Below are 18746 nucleotides of genomic sequence, written 5' to 3'. Positions count from 1 at the left end.
GGCAATTTTACAGGTATCCTTGATAACAGTGACCTGTTTGGACGTGATGTTGATAATATAGGCGACCTGGATGGAGATGGAATAACAGACATGGTAGTAGGAGCTGTATTGGATGATGATGGGGGGTTTGACAGAGGAGCTGTATGGATATTGTTTTTGAACAGTAATGGTACAGTAAAATTATCACAAAAAATAAGTGATACACAAGGTAATTTTACCGGAATTCTGGATGATTCAGATTTATTTGGTAGATCGGTTGCTTCTTTAGGGGATCTGGACGGAGATGGTATCCGGGATATTGTGGTAAATGCTGCACGTGATGATGATGGTGGAACTGATAGAGGAGCAATATGGATATTGTTTTTAAATAGCAATGGGACCGTAAAATCACAGCAAAAGATCAGCGGTACACAGGGGAACTTTTCCGGCATACTTGATAACTCTGATTATTTTGGTTATGAAGTTACCTCCTTAGGTGATTTGAACGGAGACGGAATTAACGACATTGCAGTAGGCACCACAGGTGATGATGATGGAGGAACCGACAGAGGAGCTGTTTGGATATTGTACTTAAATACAAATGGTACAGTAAAATCATACCTAAAGATAAGCAGCACACAGGGTAATTTTTCAGGCGTTCTTGACAACTCCGATCATTTTGGTATTTCAGCAGCCTCTTTGGGCGATTTGAATGGAGATGGAAGGACTGATATTGCAATTGGTGCACGTCTTGATGACGATGGCGGCACAGACAGGGGCGCTGTCTGGATACTTTTCCTTGAAGATACTTGCGCTCCACCAACCCCGTGTAACATCTCTGCTTCCTTTACAGTAAACGACACATTAATATGCGACAGCACCACCCTGTTTTTTATAAATACCAGCATTAACACAACTGAATATGAGTGGCAATTAAATGCTGTTTTTTATGATACCAGCGCCAATGTATCCATCACTTTTGACACTGCGGGAGTTTATACGGTTACGCTTATTGCTCAAGACAGTCTTTGTCCGGATACTTTCAGCAAAACCATCACTGTACTTCCAAATCTGATTGCCAATGCATGGGCTGATACTACAATATGCTTGTACGATTCTGTGCAATTGTACGCTTCACCGGGCACCTCCCATGTTTGGATTCCTTCTAAAGGTTTAAATGATACGCTTATCCCTAACCCGATAGCTAAACCGGATACAACCACTACTTATAATGTAATAATATCTTCTACGGGTTGTGAGGCAGATACTGCTTTTGTAACAGTATCTGTAAACCCTTTGCCCATAGTTTATGCATATCCTGATACTACTATCAATCCTGGTGCGAGTGTTCAGTTGAATGGAGGTGGTGGAGTTTCATATCTGTGGAGTCCGGGGGCAGGTTTAAGTGATTCAACAAAACAGAATCCTGTTGCAACGCCTCCTCAGACCACAACCTGGTGGGTAACTGTTACTGATTCAAATGGTTGTCAAAATATGGCTTCCGTAACCATTATTGTAACAGGATGTATACCACCAATTGCTGATTTTAGTTTTACCGATACAAACCTGACAGTTATTTTCTTCGATTCATCATTAAATGCTGAAAGTTTGTTTTGGAATTTTGGAAACAGCCTGTTTGATATCTTACAGAATCCTACGCATATCTATGCCACTACAGGAACTTATAAAGTGTGCCTGAGTGTTTTTAATTCTTGCGGTTTTGACTCTACCTGTAAGGCTGTTACTATTACCGTTGAAAAATTACTTTTTATACCCAGCGCCTTTTCACCAAATGGTGATAAAGTAAATGATCAATTTAAAGTGATAGGAAAAGGTATAAAAAGCATCTATTTAGCTGTGTACAATCGCTGGGGAGAAAAAGTTTATGAAGCTAATGATGTATATGAGGCACTGTTTGTTGGATGGAACGGAAAGCACAGACGAAAAGAGCAGGGAATGGCTGTGTTTGTTTATTACGCAAAGGTGGAGTTTGTGGATGGGACAAATGATACGAGGAAAGGGGACGTAACACTGATTAGATGACAGTATTATTGAGGGGATTCCTCGTTCACCCCTTCCGCTTTACCCTCCCCTTCACTCGGAATGACAGTATTATTGAGGAGATTCCTCGTTCGCGCCTACACTATTGCTTAATTGTATAAATAATCTATAGAAAACTTACGCAACTAAACACTAGATGTAAGCCACCACTGTTTCAAGCTCCATACTTCTTGAACCTTTTATTAAGATGTAAGCATCCCTGAATTTGTTTTTTTTTAACCAACCTGTTAAAGCCTCTTTATCCTCAAAATAAATTGCAACCTCCCCCCCTGTTAATTGTGATTTTGTATATTTCATTGCTTTCCCGCAAAGTAATATTTGAAAACAAGCGCCTTTTTGTATAAGTGCGGCAATAAAATCCCCCAATGCCTTATGTTCTTCCATGGAATGATCTCCTAGTTCAAACATATCTCCAAGAATAAGTACTTTATTTCTGGTGGTGTCAGGTGCCTGCCCCGAATTCCTCGGGGTTTCCACTTGCCGCAACTTTAATTCCGCAAAATCTTTAATACTAACTTCCATTGATTGCGGATTGGCATTATAAGCGTCAGAAATAATGGTGTTCGTACCTCTTTTTATTATTTCTGAACGGTTACTTTGGGGTGTATATTCAGCAATTGCTTTGTTGGCATCTTTTTCATTAACCTTAAAATATTTTCCAATGCATAACGCAGCTTCAATGTTTTCCAGGTTGTAGGCACCGGCAAGATTGGTTTTAACAATGTCACCATTTTGAGTTACTAAATTTAGTAGCACGGGGGCTATGCTCCTTGCCCCGCCAGCTGGCAGGGTTCTGTTTTCAACAAGTTCACAATGATAAAAATCGCCCTTACTACCATATCTGATTGGATTGCTAAAACGGGCAGCCATCCTGTTCAAATGTTCATTTTTAGAATTAACAAACACTTTACCATCATGCTGCAACAGATAATAGTATAACTCACTTTTTGCCTTGGCAACGCCTTCAAAGCTCCCGAAACCTTCAAGATGCGCTTTACCTATATTGGTGATCAGCCCAAAGTCCGGCATAGCAATTTCACAAAGCCTGGCAATCTCTCCGATATGATTAGCTCCCATTTCAATAATTACAGCCCCCCTAAATCCCCCCGAATCGGTGAATGGGTGAATGGGTGAATCGGTGAATCGCTTCGTTTTCCCTCTCTCCGTTTCTCCGATTTCCCGTTTCTCCGATTCAAGTTGGCTTGGAGTTAGAGGGGGGCTGGTAGGGGGGCTGATTGACAATAATGTCAATGGCACACCTATGTGATTATTTAAATTACCTTTAGTGGCGTAGGTCTTGTATTTTTTGCTTAGCACGACATGGATAAGCTCTTTTGTAGTGGTTTTACCATTTGTACCGGTGATGGCTAATAACGGGATGTTTAAGTTTTGCCGGTGAAACTGCGCCAGATCTTGTAAGGTTTTCAATACATTTTTTACTAATATATACTTCGTATTCAAAACGTACTTTTCTTCATCAATCACTACAAATAATGCGCCTTTTTCAATTGCTTCTTTAGCAAATTGATTTCCATCAAAATTAGGTCCCTTCAGTGCAAAGAACATGGCGTTTTTTTGCAGCGTTCTGGTATCTATGCTGACAGAATTGCAACAAATAAATTTTTGGTAGATGTCGTTTAAGGAAATTTTCATTAAATGTATAACCTAAAAATCTAAATTAAAAAAAACACCTTAAATTGTAATCATTATTAACATCATGCATCAAATTATCAGTTACTGGATGCTGGTTACTGGGTGCTGGTTGACCCTATTATTATTAATTTTTTACTTTTACGACAACTAAATTAAGGAAGTATCATAACATTTACATCACTTTTCTTTCTTTTTAATTTAGATTTTTAGGTATAATATTATTTAAACCCAATATAAGCGTATTTCATCTCATGTCTCATATCTATTCCTTTATTTCAAACTCATCCCCATCCAGATGAGCCGGAAATTTTTCACGATAAGACATTAATTCTTTTTTATCTAAAGTGATTGTTTTAACAATTTCACTTTTCAATTTATAAAATAGCCGTTCACCCTTATGATCTATTACAGCGCTACCACCTGCATAATTAATACCGTTGCCATCCTGTTTTACCCGGTTTACGCCAATTACATAGCACAGATTTTCTACTGCCCTTGCACGTAAAAGCACGTCCCAGGCAGTTTGTCTCGGTTCCGGCCAGTTGGCGATATAGATAAGACAATCATAAGCCGGAACTGGATTGCGGGTTTGGGATTTGGAATTTGGGATTTTCACCGTTTCTCCACTTCCCCGATTCACCGATTCATTTTTATTCCTGCTCCACACCGGGAAACGGAGGTCATAACATACCAGGGGACAAATCTTCCAACCGTTTATTTCCATGATAATTTTTTCATTTCCCGCTGCATAATAATTATGCTCATCAGCCATCCTAAACAAATGCCTTTTATCGTATGTTGAATAAGTGCCATCCGGGTTCATCCATACAAGCCTGTTGAAACAACTTTGCCCTTCTTTGATAATGATGCTTCCAACAATAACAGCTTTAGTCTGTGCAGCTTGCTGCTTCATCCACCTAAAAGATTTGCTATTCATTGGTTCTGCAAGCCTGGCAGTATTCATCGTAAAGCCAGTAGTAAACATTTCGGGCAGCACTATCAGGTCTGTTTTTTGACCTATTTGCCATATCTTTTCTTCAAACATGGCAAGGTTGGCGTCAATATCTTCCCAATGCAAAGCAGACTGGATCAGTGTTACTTTGATCTTATTAGTAGTATTTTCTTTTACTTTCATAATATGTTTTCGTTCAGCGTTTAAGGGTTACTAGTGTAGCAACAATTTAGTTTTGCAACATTAATTAGTAATAAATAGATTCTTTCGTTATTAATCAACAAATGGTTATATGGCTATATGGTTAAATGGTTTGTGATTAGCTGAAAGAGTTACTAATCTCATAGAAATAATATATTTTATGATTACAATATTGCGTAATTAAATTGTTGCTACACTAGGCCCATATCGTTTTTCGTTTAAGGGTTACCTAACCCAAAGACACTTAACGAAACAGGCATCGTAACCGTAACCGTCAAACGTTTTTAAGTATACTCTCAGTCAGAGATTTATAGATCTTCTGTAGCTCCGGGTACTTTTTAAGATATTTAAATTGATCATTTATTAATTGTTTATCTCTCCTCGCAGCGGGTCCTGTTTGTACTTTATCAGGATCAAATTCCAATGCTTTTTCAATGGTTTCAATAATTAATGGTTCTAAAAGAGAAAATTCCAATCCCTCCCGGTCTAAAATAGTTTTGGCATTGCTCAATAGATGATTTGTAAAATTACACGCAAATACTGCTGCAAGATGCAAAACCTTTCTTTTTTCGGAATTCAGAAAAAGTACCTTTTTACTGATGCTTTTTGCAATTTCAGAGAGTACATTTTCTGTTGTTTCATCAAGTGCTTCTATGCATATTGGTATTTCTTTGAAATTAACTTCTGTATGTTTGGTAAATGTTTGTAAGGGATAGAATACTCCCATATGAGATTTGAGATTAAGACTATCTAAGGAAAAACTTCCTGAAGTATGGGCGACCACAGCATTTTTGGGTAGAACGATCTTTGATACAACTTCCGGTAATGCATCATCAGTAACAGCTATGATAAAAACCTCTGTATTGCTTGAAGAAAAATTTAGTTTGTCGGTTGGCTCCGCATCGTATAGCCTGGAAGTCAAAGTCCGGGCATTTTTCAATTTTCGGCTAAATACTTCTATGATCAGGTGGTCTGCTTTTTCAAGCTCCTGTGCAAGATGCCAGGCAAGATTGCCGGCTCCGATGATCGATATTTTGTAGTTTTTACTCAATTTATATTTACAAAAACTTCAAGATAGGAAAAAACTTGTCCAAGGTACCAGGGATAGATTTTTAAGGGACTATAACTTTTTAATGATTTCCTTTAAAAGTGAATCAGTAAAATCGGAGATATTCATTTTTGCAGGCTCTCTATGTTTTTAAATAATTTGATCCATTTTTTTTTCTATGCAAATTTAAATGACATAGATATAAATTACAAATTTTATTTATAAAAACCTTTGAAATACTCTGCGAAATTAACTAATGACTAATTCTGTAATATCTGACTGATCAAACTTACACTGAATATACTCAACAAGAACCAACCTAAAAACCCTTCCAAAATTGCCATATAGCGTGAAATGCCTTTTACGGGAATGTCACCGAAACCAAGGGTAGAGAAGGTATTGATGCTGAGAAAGAACGCATTAAAGCTCCGCAACGCAACCAGGTAAACCAAATAAAAGATGATGGAAATGCTCACAGTGGTTGCAACAAACCATTTACGTGCAGGTTTCAGGTCTATCCAGCGGCCGCTTAAGATATCGGTTCTGTGGTAAAGCCAGCTTGTAACTTTATGATGAAGGACAGAGATGCGGTATAATGGTTTTAAAAGCAAAGTAATAAATAAAGGAACTTCTTTTTTGCTTTGTATAATATTGTCTCTAAACGCTAACCAGGATTGTAATTCTGCTTTATGTTGCTCGGAATAAAAATCTTCAAGCTTCTGCTCTGACCGGAAATATTGTAATAATTTGTTTGACTTTCTCATCAAAAAACTACGGCTGATATTATCCCATTCGCTTTGGAAGAAAAAGTAAAAAACCGAAAATATTAAGATCACATAAAATGAAATGATCAGTGATTTTGGTGGATTGGTGCCATAATCACAGAAGAATTTAAGGAAAACATTTACTTTATAGGAAAGGTAAGATTCAAATGTGGGTGATTGTTCATAATTGTATTTGAGCCTGCGGGTATCCAAATCCTTCATCTCAATAAAACAAGCATTTGCCGATTCTATATCACCTCTTTCACGGTAGATCTTAAAAAACTTATTATAAGCCGCTATCAGCTCCTTCAGGTGATAAAAGTCTGCTATTTCAGCATCTGTTTTACCTTGGTAAATGTCTAACATACCTTCATCATTCTGATTTAAGATAGATAATCTTCCGGAGAGCATTTTCCAGTCAAAATTGATATTGCGTTCAGGGAAATTAATGGCTTCTACATCTATAAAATTATTAAAGCTGCAATTTTTCACAGCTAAATCTACATGGGCTGTCAATCCACCAAACGAAACCGGTAAGTCAAATGTATTATTGTTAAAAGTTAAATTATCAGTCATTACATTAAACCATATACCAGGTATCATGCTTGGTTCAATGGGCAATTCTTTTAGAGAATCTGATAATTGAAATTTAGAATTATAAATTTCAACTCTTTTGAGTGATTTTGAAGATAACACAAAATAACAAGTCTTGCTATCATGGTTTGCTTCAAAAACCACATTATTAAACTCAATAGTTGCAAAATTATTATGACCTTCAATGAAAGAACCTTTTAAATATGTATCATAAATAAATAAATATGAAAAATCATTCCAGAGGAAATCCAATCTTGCATTGAATGTACAATTATTAAAATTGATAGGAGATTCAGCTTTATTATCCCAAAACATTACATTTCTCCGAAAAGTAAAATGATTTAATCTAATATATTCATCGGTAAGTTGAGCAGTTTTGAAATTACAATTTTTGATAACTATATCAGCATGAATGATGATATCTTCTGCCTGGTCATTTTGAGCTCTTTTGCCAAATTCATTATCCTTTGTTTCGTCAAAAATAATATCTGCACCATCCAACACATACACCGAATCTTTACAGTTTACCATTTCATCAATCCATTGCTGGAAGGAGAGGGTGCGCTTGGGTGTTTTTTGAGCACCTGCAGTATAAACATTGAAAACACAAATGAGTAATGATATGAGCACAAGAGATTTTGTTTTCATATTTGTAATTTTAAAAAACATAATAATTGTTTGCAACTAAATGAAAATATTTATTAATTTTGTAATTAAATACATGATATGATTTTCCATATTAACATACAAAAAGCAGAAGATGGCTGGATAGTCGTTGAATGCCCTGCTCTTCCCGGTTGTGTTTCACAAGGTAAAGATGAAAAGGAAGCTATTGATAATATTAAAGAGGCAATAACAGCATGGCTTTGGGCTGAGGATCAAAAAGTAGAAAGTAAAAAGTAAAAAGTAAAAAGTAAAGTTTTTATTTCATTTGCTTGCGATTGAACCAAGTATTTTTTTTAACTGCTCTGACTCATCTACCAGGTAATGGCACTTTTGTATATCGCCTATTTAGTTGCTCTTTAAATATTCTTAACCAATAATTTGATTCTCTCATTAAAAATCTAATTACATCAACTGCAAACTTAAACAGTCTTTCACACAAATCTTTTTTCATAGTTTTTTACTTTTTTTTTACTTTTTACTTTTTACTTTTTACTTAAATAGCTTAATTATTCCACCCCCTTTTCCCTTACTTTCGCAAACTCCCCATATCTCCTCACAATAGCAATACAAAATCCTATAATCATCAAAAAGGTACCGATCCAGAGCAGGTTTATAAATGGCTTTTCTACTGCTTTTAAGATGATGTAATCTCTTTGGGATGTATTAACGCTAATTGTAAATTTTTGTCTTTCGGGGTCAATATGCAGGAGGGTGAACTTTAAGCCAAGTTCTTCATTAACATCGGGGATCCGGCCTACCATCTTATCATGTATTACATAAACAGGAGCGGAATAATGGTTTTTAGCCTTTCCCAAAATACGTATTTTTGCTTTTACTGCTGCGTCAGCAGGACTAAGCCGGATTCCATGCACTGCATATAGTCTTTCAATACCATCAAGAATTGCAAAAAAATCGTTTACGATTATGGTATCTCCAATGCTCATTACATACTCTTTGGTCTCACCCCACTGTTTTTCTTCATTCGGATCAGGTATGGATGAAACATGCGTATATAGATCTTTGGTTAAAAATGTTTTTATATCCGGGGAGGCAATAAGGCCCATATCGGGGTTAACCTGGGCTCTTGGAAACAGGGTGAAGGTGTTGCTTGTTTTATTTTTACCTTGCCCTGTAGGCTGATATTCAACTTCATAGTAAGTATTCTCAGGATAAATATTCAAAGTATCGCCTTTTTTATAAAAAACTTTTTCTTTGTAAAGAATATCTTCTCTCGCAACTACCTTGTGCGCATTTTGGGTTTGGATCAGCATTTCTTTTTTAATGTAACCGGGGAAACCTAACGCTTCAATATACCTGCCCTTGTACGTTACCCTGTATTCATTCATGGTCTGCGGCTCATTTGGCCATAGCAAAATATTTTCCCGGTTCATTTCATCCGGAAATTCTTTAGAATATAACATCCCGGTTGTATTGAGAGAAACTACTTTTGAAAAACCCGATGAGAAAAGTATACCAATGAGCATTAATCCTATGCCAACGTGTGCTACTGAGCCGCCAGCTAACTTGTAATTATTTTTTACCACATTTATAAAAATATTCAGGTTTGCAATAATCGTGAACATTGCACATGTAAGCAGCAGGATATAACTAATGTTTCTTATCTGGGCTAATAAGATTATAACACTTGATATAATCATCGTCAATATAAAAGGAATAGATATGGCGTTAAGAATTTTAGACCTTGGATTTTGGATTTTGCCTTTCAAATTTCTGGTTTCGGGTTTCAGATTTCGAGTTTCGGGTTTCAGAATTGGAGTTTTGTGCCACCAGAAATATTGGCCAATACCAGATAATATGGCAATAAAGAGTGCAAACCAAACCTGTATTTTGCTATAATGAGCTATTTGGTCGGCAGGTGGCGCTACATTCGATTCAATTCCAATATTTTCAAGTATTGCATTGTAAACAGGAATAGAAGTGGTAATGATGATCTGGAACGCGCAAAGGCACAGCACTGTAATGCCAATAAAAACCCAGAACTCCCTTGAATAAGTTGAAACCTCACCCGGTGAAGAGGGAATCTTTTTCCATGATCTTACCATGAAAAATATTGAAATTAAGACAAATGCCACCAGAACTATTAAAAGCTGTCCGGAAAGTCCCAAATCAGTGAATGAATGAACCGAAGAATTACCCAGTATCCCGCTTCTTGTAAGGAAAGTGGAATATAATATCAAAAGAAATGTTGTGATCACCAATATGAATGATAATTTCATGGATGTTCCTTTTTTACGTGCAACTACCATTGAATGCATACTTGCAATTAAAACAATCCATGGTACAAAAACAGCATTTTCAACGGGGTCCCAGTTCCAGTAGCCTCCAAAATTAAGTGTCTCGTAAGCCCAATATCCTCCCATCAGGATCCCTATACCCAGGATCACAGTGGCAAACAGCGCCCAGGGCAATGCAGGCCTTATCCATTCTGTATACCGCTTTTGCCACAGCCCGGCATAGGCAAATGCAGCCGGGACTAATACAGCCGCAAATCCCAAAAAAAGAGTGGGGGGATGAATGACCATCCAGTAGTTTTGTAGCAATGGGTTCAGGCCAGTACCATCTTCAGGGATAAAATCAGGGTTTGTCATAAAGATAGGCGCCTCTGTCATAAAATCTCTTAACAATATAAAAGGCGAGCTGCCTATTTTAATATTGAAAATTACCACACCAAGGATCATAGAGCAAATAAATGCCTGCACCAACGAAAAGATGGCCATTACAGGCGCTTCCCAGCTATTGTCTTTGAGGGTTCCTTCATGAACACCATTTCTTTTTTTAAGGGTTTTGATCAATATTAATCCTAATAATGACTGCCAGAATATCCATAGTAAGAAACTGCCTTCCTGTCCTTCCCAGAAGCATGCAATCATATATTGTGCGGGGAGATTATTTGAAGAATGACTCCAGGCGTAGTGATATTCGTAATACTGTTTATAGACAATCACAAAAAGGCAAACAATTACGCCAATAATAGAGAAGGTGTGTATTAAAAAGGCGCTTCTTGCAAATATTTTCCACCTCACCCCTAACCCACCCCAGGGAGAGGAGGATGAGTTGATAATAAAATATGAATAGGTGGCTACCAGGGATGCTACAAAGGAGATGATGATAAAAAGGTGGCCAAGGTTGCCGATGAAGGTGTGGAGCATAATGAGAGGAAAGTTTTATGAATAAATGTAGATATTACAAAATAATATTATACTTTTAACAGGAACAAGTTTTGTCATATCTTTATTTGTTGTACACCTACAAATTCCAGAGGTTCTATTTCATCTTTATCAGCTTCAAGACAAACCTCAATTGCCTCTTTAATTCGATCTAAAACTTGTGCGATTGTTTTTCCTTGAGTATAACAACCTGGAATGTCAGGTACGGTAGCTACATACCATCCATCTTCCCCTTGTTCTATAATTACTGTGACCTTTTTAGCCATTCTTTTTAGTTGTTAAGTTATTAATATAATCATGAGTTAACGGTAATTTCTTTTTCTACATACTTTGACGGGCATTTCATCAAAATCTTATCAGCAATGAAGGTTTCATCCTTGAAACTACCAACCACTACAATTTTTTCGGAGCGTTCAAAATCTGCGGGCTTGGGATGATAATAAACTACTTTTTGCGCCTGGCTGTTTTCATCTATCATAATAAATGAGAAGAAATTCGGGTCGTCTTTTGGCTTGTATTCCATTCCTTCGATTTGGTCATTCGCATCTTTTTTAAGTTGCCCGACCACATGCACTTTTGCGTTACTGCCATTTGCCCCCATGTCAATAGCTTGTTTGAATGTCACATAAGTGCTACTATCCCCTGCAGTAGAGATAATCACCCCGATTCCTGCTGCAATGACAAATAATGCTATTATATGTGATCTTTTCATTATACTAATAATAAAATGCTAATATACTAAATTTTTTCTCCCGACTTGTCGGGATAAAAAAAGCCCTTCGGGGAAATCTACTATGAACTTACTAACATTACGTGCGAAGTCTTGGAAAAAATTTAGTTATTGGTTTATTAGTTAATAGTTTTAGTTAGTTGGTTACTGGTTTTGGTTAGTTAGTTTTTTATAATTGCAACCCACCACTAATCAGGTTTTGAACCAGGATATTATTGTTTGCAAAATCAAAAACTAAAAAACCATAAAACCAAAACTAATAACCACCCAACCATAACAAACAAACCAATAAACTAAGAACTAAAATCACTTAAATTTCAAAAAAAATCATCAAAAAAAGTCGTTAACATGTTATCAAAGTATGCTTTTTAAGAGCTTAGTATATTAGCATTATACCCTATTCGTATCATTCGTATTTCGTAATTCATCTTCCACTCTCCCAATTTTTCTATCAATACGGATGAGATATAAAAACATACCTCCTAAAATTATTATTAAAACTACAACGACTATATATATTTTCCCGCTTTTTCTTAAAGCATCAGCCATTTCGACAGTATTTCTATTTGATGAATCCTGTGTATTTTTAATAACTGGATCCTGAGCATTTAAGTTCAAAGACAATGTTAATAATAAAAACAAGAAAGCCCTCTTAATCAGGGATTTTACTTTAAAAAGATATTTATAAAAGATAAGCATTTGAGATTAATTCATAAATTATCATCCGCAAATATATATAATTCTACAATTTATCATATGATTTAGTTCTGTTCTTTCTCCGGGCCAATTCACCGGCATAACGTTTACCAATGGATAAGTGGTGTTTTTTTGCCCAATCTGTTAATTTAGTATTATATAAAACCGAAGCCCCGTGAAGCGATTCGATAAGCTAAGCGGTTTGTCAAAATTAAAGGGATAAATTTTTATGCTATCTCCAAAAGGATTGCGATTAACAGAATTTGTCAGAGTTCTGACCTCACATTTTTCATTCAACAATCGTTTTGCAATACTTCCTTATCCTTTTCAGATATGAGAGCCCTATGATCCAATTTCGGGGATTCCGGGCAACGATTCTAAAAATAAGCCTTCTGTCTTTTTTGGGCAGTTTGCAGTAGCCCGATTCAAGAACGCAATCCAAATGATCTTTCCTTGCTTTTTTTTTAAATGCTGAACAGGAAAGTGAATCAGGAAATGTATTGAACTGGTCTTGCAAACACCAGGTAGTTCTACTCACCCACTCCTGCCCGCTTTGAGAGAACCTGTTGTAGTATTTAGCATTGAAAAGGTTACAATATTTATAGCCGTAATTAATTAAGTAGCCTTTCTTCCCGCAGTTTCGTTTGGTCTCTTCACATAAATAAAATTGACAACCTTCACCGGGCTCGCATGGGCTTTGGCTATTTGCTTTGTTAAAATTAATTAGAAATATTAAGGCGCATAGAGCATAGAGCGTAGCGCATGGCGTAAAGAGATTAAACATTTAGATTAATGATCTATTAGAAGCTGGAGAATTTCAAAATGTTTTTTGAGTCCACTCTAAAAAGTCCAAAAAATAAAAATGCCACTAAAACACCAAAGCACTAAATCCCACAAAACCCTGAAAATCAATTAGTTAATTTTTAGTGGGATTTAGTGTTTTTGTGTTTTTGTGGCAAAAAAGACTTTTTAGAGTGGACTCAAATATATAGACAAAACTTGTGGAAATATTTTTTTATGAAAAGTTTTTTATCAATTTTGTAACGAAATATCTTTGTAAATTTTTAAATAATCAATTTTCAAATTTAACTAAATTTATTATGAATACAACAGATACATTGTTAGATTTAGGATTAATATTATTTATCGTGGCATTTGTAAAATATCTGGAATTTAATCCACTATTAGAATTTGCACTTTTAGTTATTGGAATTATTTATGGAGCTACAAAAATAGTGTATACAATCTTCCAATTGTACTACCTGATTAAAAATAAAGGGAAATGAGTAATTGAATGTAACTTACTATCAGTCCATTTCTGAGTGCCACTCAATAGCAGTACACACAGTCCTATCCATGCAACAAGTGTTGCTTTCATTCCATGCCATCCTGAGGTTGACCACAACCCAAGAAGCAGCACAAAGGTTATTGCCATCACTTTTTCTCCGGTTGTCCAGGGGCCCATGGTCTTGAGTTCTTCCCTTGCTTTTTGTTGTGCTGCCTGTGCATTGACCAATGTTGGTTTTGCAAGCATGTAAAGAAAAACCGGCAGGAGCCCAAGGCCTACCAGCCCGGGGATCAGCACTCCCAACGCCCACGTTACCCAGCTAAAATCAACATTGAACACGTCTTTAGCTGCCTGTGCTACCAGGGGATTGGCAGCCATTCCGGTTAGGAACATAGCGGATGTTATGAGGTTGGCGTGAGCGCCTACCAGGGCGAGATAATCACCGGCTCGTCTTGGCTCTTTGTCCGGATGTGAGCCCAGCGCTTCTGCGAGCGAGCGCATGATCGGTGCAAGAATTCCGCCACCACGTGCTGTGTTTGATGGCACCACCGGACCAAGTATAAGCTCAGCGCCACACAGCGAATAGCCAAGGCCAAGTGTTGACTTTCCCAGAAGAGTTACAAGCATCAGGGCAAGCCTTCTCCCCAGGCCTGTTTGTCGTACGGCACCTGCGATTAAAAATGCTGCTACTACCAACCATACCGTTTTATTACCATAACCAGCCAGCGCATCCTCAAATGTCATCGTTTGGGTAACTGTAAGCGTTACTAACCCTACTAAGACCATTGCTCCCATGGGAAAAGGGGCCAGGATAAAACTGATAATGACGGTGATAAAAATAGATAGGTAATGCCAGGCTTTAGGTGTAATGCCCTGCGGGATAGGTAAATGCCAAAGTATAAGAGCCAGGAGAATACAAAGGCTAAGGCGCAGCCAGCTTTTTCTCAGTGTTAAATCCATAATATAAATGCCTAAAATTTCATTCCGAGCAATAGCGAGGAATCTCCTAATATAAAAGCACTGAATAAAAAGAAGGGGATTCCTCGTTCGTTCCAACACTGCCACCATTCCCTGCACTCGGAATAAAATTTTAGGCATTTCTTTTATCAAATCCCAACCATTCTATTGCTAATATTCCTGATCCTTACCTTTAAATTGATAAACCATAGCCCCAGTAAAGTCCACCCGATTATTGCAGGATAAAATACCATACGCATATTCCCATCAAGGTCATAAATATCAAAACCCGGATTACCGCCACTGCCGGGATGGAGTGAGTCTGTAAGTCGGGGAAGAATGAATAATAAAGGGATGAGCGCAGCAAAAGCAAAAATGTTATAAACCGCGCTGATCTTTGCTCTTTGCTGCTGTTCGTCCAAGGATCTTCTCAGCACCAAATAAGCGAAATAAATAAGAAGGGCAATGGCTGATGTGTTTTGTTTTGGATCCCCACTCCAGAAAGCGCCCCAGGTAAACTGAGCCCATACCATCCCTGTAATCAGCCCCATAATTCCAAAAAGAATCCCTGCATTAGCTGCTTCAAAGGCGATATCATCATTTTTTGTTGATGGGTTTCTCAAATATTTGACGGAATAAATCATAGAAATAGAAAGTAATATGATCATGCCAAACCACATAGGTACGTGGAAATAAAGATTGCGGATACTTTCGTGGAGAATGGCCAAGCGCGGTACTTCTGTCAGAAAGCCAGCAATTATCGTATAAAGCAAGAGTAAAATCGTTAATATTTTCCACCAATAATTTTTAAATCGATCCATCAATTGTATCCTTATGTAGTAATTTCTGTTTCTACTAACAGTTTCTTTAATTTATTGCTCTTTGCAGGAGATAAATAGTTGAGTACTTCAAATCCAATGACCTTACTATTTTTGTCTTTTACCAAAATTATTTCTTCGGCAGTTTCTTCAGAAATAACTTCTTTTTTAGGATCATCGAACCACACATTTAAAGTGTTCCCTATTTTGTCATAATATATTTTTATCGGTCTCATATTTTTTTCCAATTTTAATTTTGTTAGTTATATAGGTAGTAATAATAAATCCGTCTCCATTTAAATGTTTCACAACAACACAAATATAATGTTTATTTAATCTCGCCAAATATACGGAAAAAGCAAAAAAGAAACCGAACAAACAATAAAAATTATCGCTATCAAGGTGTATATCCAGTCAGGACTTACGCTTAATCCATCTATGGCATTATTAGAAATTTTTAAAAGTAAGAGTAACATTGGGATAATTATGGGAAAGCTCAGTATTGCCATCAGGGTGCTGCTGTTATTGGCTTTTGATGCTATGCTGGAAACCATGGTGAGTGTAGAAGAAAACCCAATCGCTCCTAACAATATGGTTATTAAAAACAGGCTTTTGTTTACAACAGGATTACCCAGCACCATAGTATAAAACCCAAAGCACACCAGCGATATAAACAGCATAAGAAAGGAATTGTAGATTATTTTAGAGAAAATGATTGCCTGGGGACTCACCAGCGTATAATAGTAGATAAACCGTTCAGGACGTTCCAGCATAAAGCTTTTAGCAACAGCGCTTATAGATGTAAACAATAAGATGATCCAGAACAGAGCATTCCAGGTGGCAGGATTTAGCTGGTGCTGCCTTATGTTAAAGCTTAAATAACAAATCAGTACTGTGCTGATCACATACAGGAGTATGCCATTGATGGCATATTTTTGACGCCATTCAAGTAAAAGCTCTTTTTTTATCAGAACGGTGATTTCCTTTAAGAGAGACATATCTATCTGGTTTTTAGTTTTTAGTTATTGGTTATGGTTTGATAGTTTCTGGTTATAGTCTTTTAGTTTGCAGTTCCGGGCTTTATACCATAAGATGGACAAACCAATAAACTAAAACTAATAACTAAAAAAACTAAAACTACCTGCCCGCCGAAGGCCTATCGCAGGCGGGATAACTAAAAACCAATAACCAATTATATTGTTTCATATTCCTTTAATATTGAAGATGATCCTATTATCTTTAAGGATAGTCATTTTTTTTCTTTTTTCATTTCTTTTTGGATATAATTTTCTATGCTTTGATTAAATTTTTTGCCATTTTCTAAATATTTGGCTGCTTCTTCGCTGGAAATATATCCACCGGCAGAATCATAATCTGCTTTTAGTCTTTTATCTTTAGTTTTACTTAAATATCTTCCCATTTCTTTTGGAAAAATACCGGTTTTAGCAAAAAGTTCCCCAAACTTTGAAACTATAGTTTTATGTTGAAAGTGAGTAGGGTCTATATTTTTTGTAAAAAGAGCTGCCTGAGCAGAATGAAACATAGAATAATAGCATCTTGATACAGATCCTCTATATTTTCTACCTTGAAAAAGTAATTCAGATTCTTCAAACTCCTCTTTTGACAGGCTAACTAATATTTTTATTTCCTTGTGATATTTCATAGGATTAAAATTATTATTGAGTATTCGGTTATTTTTAAGTTTTCTTTCATGATAAATTTTTTTCATTTTTTGTGGCGTTAATATTTCACCAGATCTTAATAAATCAATACCATCATTACGAACATTTAAATAAAAAGGCATGTTGCTTGTTTTATATCGATTTTCAGATACCGCAAACTCTGAGATCTCTGCATTATATTTTAATATAAGGTCATAAATCATATCTCTTCTATCAGTCTCTTTTTTTTTATTCATCCTGCCTTTTAAAACGATCAAAAGATCAATATCCGAATATTCCGCTGCCTCCCCCCTCGCCTGCGAACCGTACAATATCAGCTTGCTCAAACGTTTGCCGTAGAGATTTAACAGCTCGTTTTTTACGTCTTTTAGTATTTGTTTTAATTGCATAATAACTACAAAATTATACAGTTTAATCAACCCCGCACATAAATTCTGGATAAACTTAAAAAATAAAAATAATATATCAAAAAATTATTTATCTTTGTTCCCTAAATAAAAACCACAAGATAAAAAAATATATGAGCAGCTATAAGTTTTTTTTCGCAGCAATAGCGCTTTCATTGTTTTGTTTAAAAGCCTTATCCCAGGACGTGATATTGCTTAAAGACGGCAGTGAAATCAAGTCAAAAGTAATTGAAATTACTGAAGATGTAATTAAATATAAAAAATTTGAACATCTCGATGGGCCGCTTATCAGCGTTTCAAAGAACAAAGTTTTCATGATCACTTATGAAAACGGAACAAAAGAGGTGATCTCCTCTGTTGAAAGTGAACCAAAGGAAGAGATCAAACCCAAAGAAGATACCGATCAAGATAAAACTGTTACGGTTACCTACTCTAAAGTAGGTTATACACAAGCGGAACGTGACAGAAACATTCAAAATCTGATAAAAGTCAACCCGCTGATGATATTAAATGGTGATATTCCTATTTATATTGAGCGTAGAGTATCAGATCACTTTGCTATAGAAGCAGGGATAGGGATCACCCAATATGATTATATATATTATGCGTTCACCGTTGATACCAATTTTACTCAAACAAAGCGAACAGCAAGTATTGGCCTTAGCTTTAGAGCCAGCGCAAGATTTTACCCTTCTACTTATACCAAGGCTTTGGAAGATTTTTATATTGGCCCTGAAGTACGCTTCAGAAATTATGTCACAGAAGTAAGCTGCGGGTCGTCATCAATATTTCCTAATTCTGAAAGCAGAACCCAGATAGATTTTAAAATTACGGGCGGCTATATATTTTACCTTGCTGACAGGGTAATTATTGATACCTATGGCGGGATTGGCCTTAGGTCTAAAAACATTAATAGATGGGATTGTAAAGATCCTCAGGGTATTGCAGGCCCCACTAATGAAATAAAAAAGAATGTTGCACCCGTGATCGCCCTGGGTGTTAAAATTGGATTTGGGTTCTAAAGGAGAAATGCCTATCCCGAGTACTCGGGATAGGCATTTT

17 protein-coding genes and 1 pseudogene are annotated in these 18746 nt (G+C 36.4%); 4 read left to right on the top strand and 14 right to left on the bottom strand.

Annotated elements, in window-relative coordinates:
- Positions 1-2022 (top strand): hypothetical protein (locus tag FVQ77_10870; GenBank protein MBW8050815.1); only part of this gene is annotated, 2022 nt, incomplete at its 5' end.
- Positions 2023-2172: 150 nt separating this feature from the next.
- Here FVQ77_10870 and FVQ77_10865 read toward each other — a convergent pair.
- The 4 genes from FVQ77_10865 to FVQ77_10850 all read right to left on the bottom strand — a co-directional run bounded on the left by FVQ77_10865 (position 2173) and on the right by FVQ77_10850 (position 7921).
- A complete protein-coding gene (locus tag FVQ77_10865) occupies positions 2173-3693 on the bottom strand; it encodes a UDP-N-acetylmuramoyl-tripeptide--D-alanyl-D-alanine ligase (protein ID MBW8050814.1) in 1521 nt (506 codons plus the stop codon).
- Between the two features lie 262 nt (positions 3694-3955).
- The gene (locus FVQ77_10860) at positions 3956-4828 is read right to left on the bottom strand and encodes a nitrilase family protein (GenBank protein MBW8050813.1); all 873 of its coding nucleotides are present in this window, start codon (positions 4826-4828) and stop codon (positions 3956-3958) included.
- A 292-nt stretch (positions 4829-5120) separates the two neighbouring features.
- On the bottom strand, positions 5121-5897 hold the full coding sequence (locus FVQ77_10855; protein ID MBW8050812.1) for a DUF2520 domain-containing protein: 777 nt from the start codon (positions 5895-5897) through the stop codon (positions 5121-5123).
- A 257-nt stretch (positions 5898-6154) separates the two neighbouring features.
- Positions 6155-7921, bottom strand: a complete 1767-nt coding sequence (locus FVQ77_10850; GenBank protein MBW8050811.1) for a two pore domain potassium channel family protein — start codon at positions 7919-7921, stop codon at positions 6155-6157.
- 57 nt (positions 7922-7978) lie between these two features.
- On the opposite strand from FVQ77_10850, the gene FVQ77_10845 reads away from it, so the two are divergent.
- Positions 7979-8155 carry a type II toxin-antitoxin system HicB family antitoxin gene (locus FVQ77_10845; protein MBW8050810.1) on the top strand — a complete coding sequence of 59 codons (177 nt, stop codon included), beginning with the start codon at positions 7979-7981 and terminating at the stop codon, positions 8153-8155.
- Between the two features lie 269 nt (positions 8156-8424).
- Here the strand turns inward: FVQ77_10845 and FVQ77_10840 are convergent, their stop codons facing one another.
- The 5 genes from FVQ77_10840 to FVQ77_10820 all read right to left on the bottom strand — a co-directional run bounded on the left by FVQ77_10840 (position 8425) and on the right by FVQ77_10820 (position 13316).
- Positions 8425-11088, bottom strand: coding sequence for a cytochrome C biogenesis protein (locus FVQ77_10840; protein ID MBW8050809.1), 2664 nt, complete (start codon positions 11086-11088; stop codon positions 8425-8427).
- A gap of 74 nt (positions 11089-11162) precedes the next feature.
- A complete protein-coding gene (locus tag FVQ77_10835; protein MBW8050808.1) occupies positions 11163-11372 on the bottom strand; it encodes a type II toxin-antitoxin system HicB family antitoxin in 210 nt (69 codons plus the stop codon).
- A 29-nt stretch (positions 11373-11401) separates the two neighbouring features.
- On the bottom strand, positions 11402-11818 hold the full coding sequence (locus FVQ77_10830) for a cytochrome c maturation protein CcmE (GenBank protein ID MBW8050807.1): 417 nt from the start codon (positions 11816-11818) through the stop codon (positions 11402-11404).
- A gap of 408 nt (positions 11819-12226) precedes the next feature.
- Entirely contained in the window at positions 12227-12535 is a 309-nt protein-coding gene (locus FVQ77_10825; GenBank protein ID MBW8050806.1) for a hypothetical protein, read from the bottom strand.
- A 286-nt stretch (positions 12536-12821) separates the two neighbouring features.
- Positions 12822-13316 (bottom strand): hypothetical protein, encoded by a 495-nt coding sequence (locus tag FVQ77_10820; GenBank protein ID MBW8050805.1) that lies wholly within the window; start codon positions 13314-13316, stop codon positions 12822-12824.
- A gap of 316 nt (positions 13317-13632) precedes the next feature.
- Between FVQ77_10820 and FVQ77_10815 the strand changes: the two genes are divergently transcribed.
- Positions 13633-13818, top strand: coding sequence for a hypothetical protein (locus FVQ77_10815; GenBank protein MBW8050804.1), 186 nt, complete (start codon positions 13633-13635; stop codon positions 13816-13818).
- Here FVQ77_10815 and FVQ77_10810 read toward each other — a convergent pair.
- From FVQ77_10810 to FVQ77_10790, 5 genes and pseudogenes are all read right to left on the bottom strand, one after another.
- On the bottom strand, positions 13791-14918 hold the full coding sequence (locus FVQ77_10810) for a DASS family sodium-coupled anion symporter (protein ID MBW8050803.1): 1128 nt from the start codon (positions 14916-14918) through the stop codon (positions 13791-13793). The two genes, FVQ77_10815 and FVQ77_10810, sit on opposite strands and share 28 nt — an antisense overlap.
- An 8-nt stretch (positions 14919-14926) precedes the next feature.
- Positions 14927-15598, bottom strand: a complete 672-nt coding sequence (locus FVQ77_10805; protein MBW8050802.1) for an ABC transporter permease — start codon at positions 15596-15598, stop codon at positions 14927-14929.
- Positions 15599-15609: 11 nt separating this feature from the next.
- Positions 15610-15831 (bottom strand): DUF2283 domain-containing protein, encoded by a 222-nt coding sequence (locus tag FVQ77_10800; protein ID MBW8050801.1) that lies wholly within the window; start codon positions 15829-15831, stop codon positions 15610-15612.
- Positions 15832-15927: 96 nt separating this feature from the next.
- Positions 15928-16593, bottom strand: a complete 666-nt coding sequence (locus FVQ77_10795; GenBank protein MBW8050800.1) for an ABC transporter permease — start codon at positions 16591-16593, stop codon at positions 15928-15930.
- An 821-nt stretch (positions 16594-17414) separates the two neighbouring features.
- Positions 17415-17666, bottom strand: a pseudogene (locus FVQ77_10790) (nucleotidyltransferase domain-containing protein).
- Between the two features lie 131 nt (positions 17667-17797).
- Between FVQ77_10790 and FVQ77_10785 the strand changes: the two are divergent.
- Positions 17798-18706: a hypothetical protein gene (locus FVQ77_10785; protein ID MBW8050799.1), complete on the top strand. Its 909-nt coding sequence runs from the start codon at positions 17798-17800 to the stop codon at positions 18704-18706.
- Positions 18707-18746 lie beyond the last annotated feature (40 nt).

The organism is Cytophagales bacterium, from assembly GCA_019456305.1.
GTDB lineage: Bacteria > Bacteroidota > Bacteroidia > Cytophagales > VRUD01 > VRUD01.
The sequence above is the reverse complement of the archived record's forward strand: the minus strand, read 5'-3'. Positions and strand labels throughout refer to the sequence as shown.

Bases quoted from the DNA above. Each gene is read 5' to 3' on its own strand.
- FVQ77_10840 (MBW8050809.1), bottom strand. From the start codon at position 11,088: ATGCTCCACACCTTCATCGGCAACCTTGGCCACCTTTTTATCATCATC.
- FVQ77_10810 (MBW8050803.1), bottom strand. From the start codon at position 14,918: ATGCCTAAAATTTTATTCCGAGTGCAGGGAATGGTGGCAGTGTTGGAA.
- FVQ77_10815 (MBW8050804.1), top strand. From the start codon at position 13,633: ATGAATACAACAGATACATTGTTAGATTTAGGATTAATATTATTTATC.
- FVQ77_10820 (MBW8050805.1), bottom strand. From the start codon at position 13,316: ATGTTTAATCTCTTTACGCCATGCGCTACGCTCTATGCTCTATGCGCC.
- FVQ77_10785 (MBW8050799.1), top strand. From the start codon at position 17,798: ATGAGCAGCTATAAGTTTTTTTTCGCAGCAATAGCGCTTTCATTGTTT.
- FVQ77_10830 (MBW8050807.1), bottom strand. From the start codon at position 11,818: ATGAAAAGATCACATATAATAGCATTATTTGTCATTGCAGCAGGAATC.
- FVQ77_10825 (MBW8050806.1), bottom strand. From the start codon at position 12,535: ATGCTTATCTTTTATAAATATCTTTTTAAAGTAAAATCCCTGATTAAG.
- FVQ77_10800 (MBW8050801.1), bottom strand. From the start codon at position 15,831: ATGAGACCGATAAAAATATATTATGACAAAATAGGGAACACTTTAAAT.
- FVQ77_10850 (MBW8050811.1), bottom strand. From the start codon at position 7,921: ATGTTTTTTAAAATTACAAATATGAAAACAAAATCTCTTGTGCTCATA.
- FVQ77_10805 (MBW8050802.1), bottom strand. From the start codon at position 15,598: ATGGATCGATTTAAAAATTATTGGTGGAAAATATTAACGATTTTACTC.
- FVQ77_10795 (MBW8050800.1), bottom strand. From the start codon at position 16,593: ATGTCTCTCTTAAAGGAAATCACCGTTCTGATAAAAAAAGAGCTTTTA.
- FVQ77_10865 (MBW8050814.1), bottom strand. From the start codon at position 3,693: ATGAAAATTTCCTTAAACGACATCTACCAAAAATTTATTTGTTGCAAT.
- FVQ77_10845 (MBW8050810.1), top strand. From the start codon at position 7,979: ATGATTTTCCATATTAACATACAAAAAGCAGAAGATGGCTGGATAGTC.
- FVQ77_10835 (MBW8050808.1), bottom strand. From the start codon at position 11,372: ATGGCTAAAAAGGTCACAGTAATTATAGAACAAGGGGAAGATGGATGG.
- FVQ77_10860 (MBW8050813.1), bottom strand. From the start codon at position 4,828: ATGAAAGTAAAAGAAAATACTACTAATAAGATCAAAGTAACACTGATC.